This is a genomic window from Acinetobacter sp. CY79 (assembly GCF_059515845.1).
In genome coordinates, this window is the sequence record NZ_JCAKMY010000018.1 from 68,942 (window position 1) to 76,748 (window position 7,807).

The window sequence follows — 7,807 nt, forward strand, 5'->3', positions numbered from 1 at the left end:
CAAAAGGTATTGTCAAATGACAGATAACATCACAGTAACCATTAACGGAAATATGGTCAAAGTCGGGAACCACTACACAGGTTACGACAAAGGTCGTGGCCTCTGGTCAGTATTCACCAATGAACACAAATATGTCATTGCTCACCCAACCCTTGAACAAGCTGTTAAATGGATGAAAAGCAAATGAATCCAATTCAAGAAACATTTTACATCCGTGTAGAAGGCAAGCTTGCAGAGGATGCAGTAGATCCTAAGACACTTGGTATCGGAACACCGATCTTTGATCACTTCTACGAAGGTGGGCCGGCTGCAGAACCATACTACGAAGTTGTGTTCAAGAAGGAGGAGGAAGCAAACGCCTATCAAGCGTACCTCACTTCAAAAGCCTTCACACATCTTGAAAAGGTGAAGATCCTTGAAGACTTCATCCGTGACAATTTTGAAACGGAGGACGGGGGAATGTACCTGTCTGTTTCACATGAGACAGACGTACTCGCATTTATACACCCTGACCGCCGTCAATACATACAATCAATCATGGAAGTCAAAAAATGAAAGTTAAAGATTTAATCAACATGCTACAGAAGCAAGACCCAAACGCAGAACTCGTCATCATTGCAGAATCGCCATTAGAACCTGAGATTGACTTCCACTACACAGAATTCGGAATCACCTTAGGTGATGAAGATGCAATCGTGATCAGTGCCTTTGAGGGTACTGAGTACATCAACCCATGTATGGAGGATGACGAATGAAAGTAATCGATTTAATTGAGCAGTTAAATAAGCTATCTCCTAACGCACCTGTAGAGGTCCTCATGCAAGAGGACACACACGGTAACTGGTATCGCGGTTCAGTAGACAAACTGACTGACGAGGGCAGTCGTGTGGTACTCACAGCCTATGGTGAAGAAGCCTATGAGGATGACGAGTAATGGCTTACCTCGTTAAATGGTCGAAGACCAGTACACCTAAATGGGGTGAGGCAACTCTCACCTCATTGGATCATGTCCGTGACTGCCTCACTACTGCGGGATACGCTGAGCATGTCATTGAAGATGTCATCAACGATGGCGTTCACCACAGTACCTTTGATGCGATCACCATGGAAGAAGTGATCTACAAACCTACATTCATTGTGCTAAATGAGTTCGGTACGCTCAGAACCATGTTACGACCAACCAAGAAAGTAACTGTACTGTTTGAGTGCCGTACTCAGAAGATCGCAGAGCAGATCCTACTCAAGACAGCAAACCGAATCTCTAAGTACCGCTTCGCGTATCCAGTAACTTACAGCTTGAACAAGGAAAAAGGTTACTGGCTTAACAACTGGATTCATCAAGTGAACTCCTACAGTGCGACCATGTTCGACCTGGGGGATGTGAAACTCATTAAGGAAACCAATACAAATGTTAAGTAAAGCAGAGTATCAACTACTCAAACTTACCTCTCGCTTTACAGCTGCAGAGATCGTAAGCCAAGCACTTACACGTTTCCACTGTGCGATCATCGCCAAAGAGTTCAAGGGCAGAACTGAGGACTTCCTAAAGGACAACCTCACAGCAGGAACTTGCGCTGAGTATGCTCAGATGGATGCTGCAAGTAAGCGACACATTCGCCGTCATCTTGCTGAACAGATCCTACAGTTCGTACAGGACTACCCATACACCATTCGAGGGATGAAAGTCTCAAAGAGTGGAATGCTCATAACTTTCTGGATTCAACCGAAATGACTTCTAAACTTTATGGACGTGCTGTATGGCAGTACTTAGATGAAAAATTCAATACACCAGTTCTTATGAAAACTGATCGCTACGAAGTCGGAACAGTACTTCACACAGCTCACGCAAGACATTGGAGCAACGCAACAATTGTAGGTATGCGTGAGGATGACTACATCGTGCTTACTGACATTGGTAACTTTATGGTGTGCTCAGCTCAAGAGCTTACAACTATGTACCTCCCGCCAGTGAGTCGCCGAGTAGCGACTACTGAACAAATTGACTGGAACAACTTATACATCCCTTAGGAAACCAAAATGAACGCACGCACACTAGGTGAGGTCCTCAGCCTTGAGGGAATCCTTGTAATCAGTATTGATGGCCGTAACATCGGACATACGCTACATCGTGAGGATGTCAGCAACAACGATAATGACTTCCTTGGTGTCGATAGTATTATCGAGTTCAGCCTTAAAGAGACATTTATAGAATACAAATACACGTTCGATGAACGAGCATTGGTGTACGTACATCCAAGCCTAGCCCCACATACCTACACAACTTACGACATTTCAGGCGGGCGCGTAGAAATACAGTTAGCGCTTGCATCACCAATCTACCCAACAGACATACTCAAGGAGTTCATCTAATGAAAACAGTTCCAACACTTTTTGATGGTGCAATCATCCAGTACACGCCTAACATCTACATTGAGATCAACTACTTTGCAGATGATGGCACATTATTCAGCGTTCGCACCCGTAGTGGTTGGACACATAACATGACCCAGCTACATCAAGCACACGCCATTGCTCTCAAAGCAATGGAAAAGGAAGCTGCAGAATGATTCACTGTAAAAACCTAGTCCCATACATCTCTAAGATCAAAACCAAGAATGGTAAGGACCTCACTGTAGGTTCTGTTGATTTTGTCGGAAGCCATGAGGGTGTTGAGTATCATATCGAGCTAATGAACGACAACGCACACCTATTCACATTCATCTACAAGGCAAACGGTACAGTAGTGCCACGCATTAAAGAGTTCCTCGGTGACTATGCATCCGATTGGGACATTGTGGGCTATAAGTCATGATTTGGATCTGTAAATGCAACTGCGGTCTATGGACTATGAAAGCGTGTGGTGACACATGCGGGGACTGTGGGCATGACATTCGTCAAATGTCCGCAGAAGAACTTCAACAAGCATAGGAGTAAACCAAAATTAAACATAGATTCACTTAGGCTATTGCATTAAGTACGTACGTGCGTATAATGCTCCCCATCAGAGAAGGAGGCAGGATGCCATGTTTAAACGTAAGCAATTACCAAAGGTTGAAGCGAAAGTTAGTTTAGTACAAGTGACAGAGACGTTACGTTCTCAAGTAGATAACTTGGATAAAGCAGAACAAGACTTAGCTCAAAACATTCGTATGACAGAATCATTACGTGATGAATCGACGCAACGTCTTGAAGGTTTAAACTACCAAATGCAAGAAGTACGCGAATTACGTGAATCGTTAAGTAAAGTAATTAGCTCTGTTGCAGCGTAAGTTTTAAATTCAATTTGTAACTTACCCACAAAAATAAAGCCCTGCTACTTGTAAAAGTACAGGGCTTTATCGTATATTCAGCACACGATACTTGGTGTGACAGCCGGGTAGTAACTAAATCCATCGAATTACCAGTTCTTTGGGTTACTTCAGAATCAGGCATTTAGGCTTGAGGGCTTCGTGCATTCTTCTGATTGGTATCAGTGTGAGACCTATTATGCTTCAAAGTTCGGTCCATGTGAATACCCCTTTACTACTTTTTTGTAAATAAGTAACCATTTTTTGTATTTATTTACGTATCGTCGTGTTATGTGGTCGGTCAAGAGTACGGCAGCATGTAACATGACCCTGCTACTGTGGGAACCAATCAAAGCAGAAACGGTATAAGTTGGACTTTATGGTGTGTGACTACATTGGGTGAAAGAAACCCTTGGGATGCATAAGTCGTCATAGGCTAAACATGGAGTTGGACATAGGACGTGATTGGGCGGTGCTATCAACCGTAACCTATGTAAGTACAGACATTGATACGTGATCTGTACCCGATAAGAAAGCGATCCCGATTCCAATTCGATGATCTTTCTCGGTCAAACTTCTAAGGTAAGCATTAAGCGAGCCTTAGGGTAAGTTTTTCCGAAATCTGCTCAACCCTCAAACCAAAACGATGAGCTGAACACAAGCTTCTAAACATCTTTAAAATTAAGTTTATCAAGAACGATGAATTAAGCCTGTGGACTATGTGGGCAACTGAACTCCTGTTGGTAACTTTGGAGACAACTGCATAGTTGTCCTAAAGTTATCAATAGATCAGAGTTCAGGTATCCGAAGGATTGTCCACATATCCATAGGTTATGCGGTACATAAAGAAAAACCCCCATAGTGACTAAGCTATGAGGGTTCAGGCCTTACCTTGACTAACAGATTGGAGATCTGTTGAAGGTGAAGATACTGTTTACATTATTCAGAGTCAAGAGAATCTTGGTGGATTGATTCACATTCTTCATTGTCTGCAATTAACTGAGAATCCAATAGCTCCAAAAGAGTTTGATCCTGTGCAGACCATGTATTGAACCCAGTTAATGCAATGCCCCAACCTCTTAAATGATTCAACTGCTCTACATTTAATTGAAGACCAGAAGTGTGTGTAATTAAGTTTGCCATCTCAAATTTTCCTTATCTTGTATGAAAAATGGTCTAACTGTCTCAGATTGAGATAGTTAAGCCAATAAATAGGTCTCACTGTGATACCTATTCTCCTTTGACGACTGAATCCAAGTACTCTAACTGTTCGAGTAATATGGCTTTTTCATCGTCATCACTAGCTGAATCTACTGCTTTCTCCAAAGACTTCCGGATAGCTAACGCATATTCTTGTCTAGCTTTAGGATCTTCTGACTGTTTGACTCTGCCACGGTACTCAAGTACTTGGCCGTCAGCTACAGTCTGCTCCATTACAGTCCCCGTCTGTACGTTCGTCTGACTAGCCCCTGCTTCAAGATGAGATACAACAATCTGTACGTTCTCAATATGAACAAAGTGAGCCCCATCAGGCGTAAGGTGTCCATCAAGGATCGCCTTTACTTCATCTACCGCTTTCGCAGATAGGTTAGGGATATACTCCCAAGTTGCAGTACCTCGAACTTGCCCTGCTTGATCAACGAGCGGGATACGTTCATTCACGGTATAAACACTTTTTCTGCCCTGCTTACGTTGAGACACATAAGCCATTTCAATAAGCTTAGGTAGTTCTCTCAGTACAGTGGCGCGAGATATACCTGTCTTCTCAGATACTTCCTCAACTGTCGGGTACGTTTCAGCATCGTTATGCTGTACGGTTGCCTTGATATAGGCATAGATGTTAAATGCATGAGATCCCATTTTGGCAACGTCACCGTTGTCATACATTACTTTGAAGATCTCAAATGTTTCGGTAGTCGCCGATACTTCTGTGTGCTCTACCTTATTTGAGTTTTGCCGCATGTTGTCTGACCCACATTTCAAAGCCTTCCAGGAAGATGTCTTTATGTGATACACCCGTCTTGTCGTTACAGTGACGAATTAAAGCATACAACTCCGGACTCATTTTTACAGATACTTGTTTAGAGTCTGTGACGAAAAACTTGTTCGGTACGTTGTAAATTTGATTACCCATCTTTACTGGTGTGTAAACTGCACTTGCCGATGTGTCCGGCTCATTACCAAGATTTACCATACCTGTTAGATTAATAGGTTGCTTACTCATAACGCGTTCTCCAATCTTTTAAGTACATAGTCCGTCAAGGCTTGGACTTCTGTACTTGCTTTACTCTTAGTCGTTATATCAATACACGTTCGGCCATCAATGGCTGCTTCGGTGTGTACCGTTCTTTGGGGTTGGCTTGGAGCCAACGGACCAAATTGAGATACTGCTTCGGCAATCATACGAGTGATGTTCGCTCGTGTATCAATCTCATTTAATATGAATGCAAATGGCTTCTTAAGGTCGTTTAACAACTTAATCGTTTGACCTACAGCTCGTAGATCATCCGGCCCTGCTTTCAAGGGCACTAAGACTAGGTCTGCGTGCTTTACTGTCTCAGAAATTATCTGATTGGATTCAGGCGGAGTATCGACGATTACAAAGTCGTACCCTGCTTTCCTCGCCTGGTTTATCCCGGCTTCCAAATCGTTTGGTGAGACAATAGCCAATTCAGGCTCTCCACTTCCACGAACTTTCCACCAAGCTGTTAAACTACCTTGCGAGTCTGTATCAATCAGAAGGACTTTAAATCCTCTCTTATGTAACGCAACTGCGAGGTTCCGGGTATTCGTGGTCTTACCAGTTCCACCCTTCCGCATCGCTAAGGCTATTGTTTTCATAATGCTTTTGCTCTCTCAGTAAGCAAAGTATCACCTTGTTTACGTGCGTACTCAAGTACGTAAGCATAATATCCCTGTAACAAGATGTAACTAAGCTATTGCATTTTATACCAAACCCACTAGGAAAATCTTCCATGAAACCAAATGTACTATGTATTGCTCAATCAGCTAAACGTGAGCAAGACATCCCTGTAACAGCATTCGGCTTGTACCCTTTCGACTTAGACAAGGTACCAAACGATGCATTTCAATTCATCAATCGCAAGATTGTAGACACAACAGACATGCAATCTATGGACGCTGTTATCGCACAGCTGTTCCCACAGATCCTTGCATACATCGTTGTTAAATCAGGTGATAAGGTACTTACGTACGCACGTAAGTACTCAGGAGAATCACGACTTCTAGGCAACCGATCTCTAGGCTTCGGTGGTCATGTAGATATGGAAGATTATGCCCTTGCATCTATGCAATCAGGTCAAGTAGCGACATTCAAAGAAGTTTTGAAGTTCTCTGCAGAACGTGAATTGTTTGAAGAACTGGAAATTGATTCCATTGATGAAAGCCAGTTAAGCTTTAAAGGTCTTATTGTTGACACTACAAATGACGTAGGAAAAGTGCATTGTGGTCTTCTATGTATTGTAGAAGTATCACCAGAAGATGTTCAATCTACGTTAGAAACTCAAGAACTTCAATGGCTTACGTTAAACGAACTTAACAATGACCCTGAGCTATACGAGCCGTGGTCTCGAATTGTACTGACGAGTACACAATTATAGCAAAGTATTGTAGAATAATTGGCTTAATACGGATGTGCATTATTTAATAATTCTGCACATCTTTTATACCTCACTCCCACAATACTTTCCATAATGTCAACGCAACTTCCCCGATTTACCGTAGAAGCTTACCAGTTTTGCGGAACGGAAGTATGTCGGACTTCTTTACAGATATGGATGCTGACAGGAAAACCACCCACAAATTGTAATCCTCCTACAGCACCAGTAAATGAATCTGCACCCTTCCTAGTACAAAGAGACAACGGAATCATTGAAGAACACACAATCTATCGTTTTGACTGGATTGTGAAAGAGAACGGATACTTCTACTATGTTAGCAACGCAGTTTTTGAGAAGAACTTTAAAAACCTCAGAGACCTCGCATCCCAATAACCTATTCCCATTCTGACATTTTTATGTGAGAATGCGTGCTTATTTAATGCGTACGCACGTACGTAATCTAAGCCATAAGGAATATGCACACATGCGAGCAATTATCGCTATAGCAACAGGAGTTGCTTTTACCATCCTCTTATTTTCATGTGCTGCCACAGCTCATGCAAAAGGTGCTAGAGCATCAGTTAGTAGTTCCTCCTTTAGCTCCTCTAAACCAGTTTCGAGCTATACAAGCACACGTAGTACGGTACGTTCTACACGTACGACACGCCCCAATACACGAGCACCTATCTACACAAAAATTCGTAAAGACGACGATGTAGAGTGCTCAACTTTACGACACAGTAAGTATCGAGAAGACCGCGCTGTTTATCGTCGATACTGCTGACACTATGCCCCGAAAGGGGCTTTCTTTTATTTAACGAAAAGGACAAATCCATGCGTAAACGTAACCCACTTAAAGCAGTAATCAAGAAAGAAGACCGCTTTGGTATGGCACACAAA

At 42.6% G+C, this 7,807-nt stretch carries 18 protein-coding genes; 13 read left to right on the forward strand and 5 right to left on the reverse strand.

Annotated elements, in window-relative coordinates:
* The first annotated feature begins 16 nt into the window (after positions 1 to 16).
* From AC5YCE_RS09250 to AC5YCE_RS09300, 11 genes are all read left to right on the forward strand, one after another.
* Complete coding sequence (locus tag AC5YCE_RS09250) at positions 17 to 187, forward strand: hypothetical protein (RefSeq protein ID WP_496171843.1); 171 nt, start codon at positions 17 to 19, stop codon at positions 185 to 187.
* Entirely contained in the window at positions 184 to 555 is a 372-nt protein-coding gene (locus AC5YCE_RS09255; protein WP_496171844.1) for a hypothetical protein, read from the forward strand. The genes AC5YCE_RS09250 and AC5YCE_RS09255 overlap by 4 nt, the downstream gene beginning before the upstream one ends.
* Complete coding sequence (locus AC5YCE_RS09260; protein WP_496171845.1) at positions 552 to 755, forward strand: hypothetical protein; 204 nt, start codon at positions 552 to 554, stop codon at positions 753 to 755. Before AC5YCE_RS09255 ends, AC5YCE_RS09260 begins: the two co-directional genes overlap by 4 nt.
* Complete coding sequence (locus tag AC5YCE_RS09265) at positions 752 to 934, forward strand: hypothetical protein (RefSeq protein ID WP_496171846.1); 183 nt, start codon at positions 752 to 754, stop codon at positions 932 to 934. Before AC5YCE_RS09260 ends, AC5YCE_RS09265 begins: the two co-directional genes overlap by 4 nt.
* Entirely contained in the window at positions 934 to 1,419 is a 486-nt protein-coding gene (locus AC5YCE_RS09270; protein WP_496171847.1) for a hypothetical protein, read from the forward strand. Before AC5YCE_RS09265 ends, AC5YCE_RS09270 begins: the two co-directional genes overlap by 1 nt.
* Positions 1,409 to 1,732 carry a hypothetical protein gene (locus tag AC5YCE_RS09275; RefSeq protein ID WP_496171848.1) on the forward strand — a complete coding sequence of 108 codons (324 nt, stop codon included), beginning with the start codon at positions 1,409 to 1,411 and terminating at the stop codon, positions 1,730 to 1,732. Before AC5YCE_RS09270 ends, AC5YCE_RS09275 begins: the two co-directional genes overlap by 11 nt.
* Complete coding sequence (locus AC5YCE_RS09280; protein WP_496171849.1) at positions 1,729 to 2,028, forward strand: hypothetical protein; 300 nt, start codon at positions 1,729 to 1,731, stop codon at positions 2,026 to 2,028. The genes AC5YCE_RS09275 and AC5YCE_RS09280 overlap by 4 nt, the downstream gene beginning before the upstream one ends.
* A 9-nt stretch (positions 2,029 to 2,037) precedes the next feature.
* Complete coding sequence (locus AC5YCE_RS09285; RefSeq protein ID WP_496171850.1) at positions 2,038 to 2,370, forward strand: hypothetical protein; 333 nt, start codon at positions 2,038 to 2,040, stop codon at positions 2,368 to 2,370.
* Positions 2,370 to 2,567, forward strand: coding sequence for a hypothetical protein (locus AC5YCE_RS09290; protein WP_496171851.1), 198 nt, complete (start codon positions 2,370 to 2,372; stop codon positions 2,565 to 2,567). Before AC5YCE_RS09285 ends, AC5YCE_RS09290 begins: the two co-directional genes overlap by 1 nt.
* The gene (locus AC5YCE_RS09295) at positions 2,564 to 2,812 is read left to right on the forward strand and encodes a hypothetical protein (RefSeq protein WP_496171852.1); all 249 of its coding nucleotides are present in this window, start codon (positions 2,564 to 2,566) and stop codon (positions 2,810 to 2,812) included. The genes AC5YCE_RS09290 and AC5YCE_RS09295 overlap by 4 nt, the downstream gene beginning before the upstream one ends.
* 211 nt (positions 2,813 to 3,023) lie before the next feature.
* Positions 3,024 to 3,269 carry a hypothetical protein gene (locus AC5YCE_RS09300; protein ID WP_496171853.1) on the forward strand — a complete coding sequence of 82 codons (246 nt, stop codon included), beginning with the start codon at positions 3,024 to 3,026 and terminating at the stop codon, positions 3,267 to 3,269.
* 957 nt (positions 3,270 to 4,226) lie between these two features.
* On the opposite strand, the gene AC5YCE_RS09305 is transcribed toward AC5YCE_RS09300, so the two are convergent.
* From AC5YCE_RS09305 to AC5YCE_RS09320, 4 genes are all read right to left on the reverse strand, one after another.
* Complete coding sequence (locus AC5YCE_RS09305) at positions 4,227 to 4,430, reverse strand: hypothetical protein (protein WP_496171854.1); 204 nt, start codon at positions 4,428 to 4,430, stop codon at positions 4,227 to 4,229.
* 87 nt (positions 4,431 to 4,517) lie between these two features.
* Positions 4,518 to 5,249 carry a helix-turn-helix domain-containing protein gene (locus AC5YCE_RS09310; protein ID WP_496171855.1) on the reverse strand — a complete coding sequence of 244 codons (732 nt, stop codon included), beginning with the start codon at positions 5,247 to 5,249 and terminating at the stop codon, positions 4,518 to 4,520.
* A complete protein-coding gene (locus AC5YCE_RS09315) occupies positions 5,230 to 5,511 on the reverse strand; it encodes a hypothetical protein (protein ID WP_496171856.1) in 282 nt (93 codons plus the stop codon). The genes AC5YCE_RS09310 and AC5YCE_RS09315 overlap by 20 nt, the downstream gene beginning before the upstream one ends.
* Complete coding sequence (locus AC5YCE_RS09320) at positions 5,508 to 6,128, reverse strand: AAA family ATPase (RefSeq protein WP_496171857.1); 621 nt, start codon at positions 6,126 to 6,128, stop codon at positions 5,508 to 5,510. Before AC5YCE_RS09320 ends, AC5YCE_RS09315 begins: the two co-directional genes overlap by 4 nt.
* Before the next feature lie 134 nt (positions 6,129 to 6,262).
* On the opposite strand from AC5YCE_RS09320, the gene AC5YCE_RS09325 reads away from it, so the two are divergent.
* The gene (locus tag AC5YCE_RS09325; protein ID WP_496171858.1) at positions 6,263 to 6,907 is read left to right on the forward strand and encodes an NUDIX hydrolase; all 645 of its coding nucleotides are present in this window, start codon (positions 6,263 to 6,265) and stop codon (positions 6,905 to 6,907) included.
* A 128-nt stretch (positions 6,908 to 7,035) separates the two neighbouring features.
* On the opposite strand, the gene AC5YCE_RS09330 is transcribed toward AC5YCE_RS09325, so the two are convergent.
* Positions 7,036 to 7,179 (reverse strand): hypothetical protein, encoded by a 144-nt coding sequence (locus tag AC5YCE_RS09330; RefSeq protein ID WP_496171859.1) that lies wholly within the window; start codon positions 7,177 to 7,179, stop codon positions 7,036 to 7,038.
* Between the two features lie 167 nt (positions 7,180 to 7,346).
* On the opposite strand from AC5YCE_RS09330, the gene AC5YCE_RS09335 reads away from it, so the two are divergent.
* Complete coding sequence (locus tag AC5YCE_RS09335) at positions 7,347 to 7,691, forward strand: hypothetical protein (RefSeq protein ID WP_496171860.1); 345 nt, start codon at positions 7,347 to 7,349, stop codon at positions 7,689 to 7,691.
* Positions 7,692 to 7,807: the final 116 nt, after the last annotated feature.

What these genes read in the sequence shown, in the direction of transcription:
- AC5YCE_RS09250 (WP_496171843.1), top strand. Translation starts at nt 17, where the DNA reads ATGACAGATAACATCACAGTAACCATTAACGGAAATATGGTCAAAGTC.
- AC5YCE_RS09255 (WP_496171844.1), top strand. Translation starts at nt 184, where the DNA reads ATGAATCCAATTCAAGAAACATTTTACATCCGTGTAGAAGGCAAGCTT.
- AC5YCE_RS09260 (WP_496171845.1), top strand. Translation starts at nt 552, where the DNA reads ATGAAAGTTAAAGATTTAATCAACATGCTACAGAAGCAAGACCCAAAC.
- AC5YCE_RS09265 (WP_496171846.1), top strand. Translation starts at nt 752, where the DNA reads ATGAAAGTAATCGATTTAATTGAGCAGTTAAATAAGCTATCTCCTAAC.
- AC5YCE_RS09270 (WP_496171847.1), top strand. Translation starts at nt 934, where the DNA reads ATGGCTTACCTCGTTAAATGGTCGAAGACCAGTACACCTAAATGGGGT.
- AC5YCE_RS09275 (WP_496171848.1), top strand. Translation starts at nt 1,409, where the DNA reads ATGTTAAGTAAAGCAGAGTATCAACTACTCAAACTTACCTCTCGCTTT.
- AC5YCE_RS09280 (WP_496171849.1), top strand. Translation starts at nt 1,729, where the DNA reads ATGACTTCTAAACTTTATGGACGTGCTGTATGGCAGTACTTAGATGAA.
- AC5YCE_RS09285 (WP_496171850.1), top strand. Translation starts at nt 2,038, where the DNA reads ATGAACGCACGCACACTAGGTGAGGTCCTCAGCCTTGAGGGAATCCTT.
- AC5YCE_RS09290 (WP_496171851.1), top strand. Translation starts at nt 2,370, where the DNA reads ATGAAAACAGTTCCAACACTTTTTGATGGTGCAATCATCCAGTACACG.
- AC5YCE_RS09295 (WP_496171852.1), top strand. Translation starts at nt 2,564, where the DNA reads ATGATTCACTGTAAAAACCTAGTCCCATACATCTCTAAGATCAAAACC.
- AC5YCE_RS09300 (WP_496171853.1), top strand. Translation starts at nt 3,024, where the DNA reads ATGTTTAAACGTAAGCAATTACCAAAGGTTGAAGCGAAAGTTAGTTTA.
- AC5YCE_RS09305 (WP_496171854.1), bottom strand. Translation starts at nt 4,430, where the DNA reads ATGGCAAACTTAATTACACACACTTCTGGTCTTCAATTAAATGTAGAG.
- AC5YCE_RS09310 (WP_496171855.1), bottom strand. Translation starts at nt 5,249, where the DNA reads ATGCGGCAAAACTCAAATAAGGTAGAGCACACAGAAGTATCGGCGACT.
- AC5YCE_RS09315 (WP_496171856.1), bottom strand. Translation starts at nt 5,511, where the DNA reads ATGAGTAAGCAACCTATTAATCTAACAGGTATGGTAAATCTTGGTAAT.
- AC5YCE_RS09320 (WP_496171857.1), bottom strand. Translation starts at nt 6,128, where the DNA reads ATGAAAACAATAGCCTTAGCGATGCGGAAGGGTGGAACTGGTAAGACC.
- AC5YCE_RS09325 (WP_496171858.1), top strand. Translation starts at nt 6,263, where the DNA reads ATGAAACCAAATGTACTATGTATTGCTCAATCAGCTAAACGTGAGCAA.
- AC5YCE_RS09330 (WP_496171859.1), bottom strand. Translation starts at nt 7,179, where the DNA reads ATGATTCCGTTGTCTCTTTGTACTAGGAAGGGTGCAGATTCATTTACT.
- AC5YCE_RS09335 (WP_496171860.1), top strand. Translation starts at nt 7,347, where the DNA reads ATGCGTACGCACGTACGTAATCTAAGCCATAAGGAATATGCACACATG.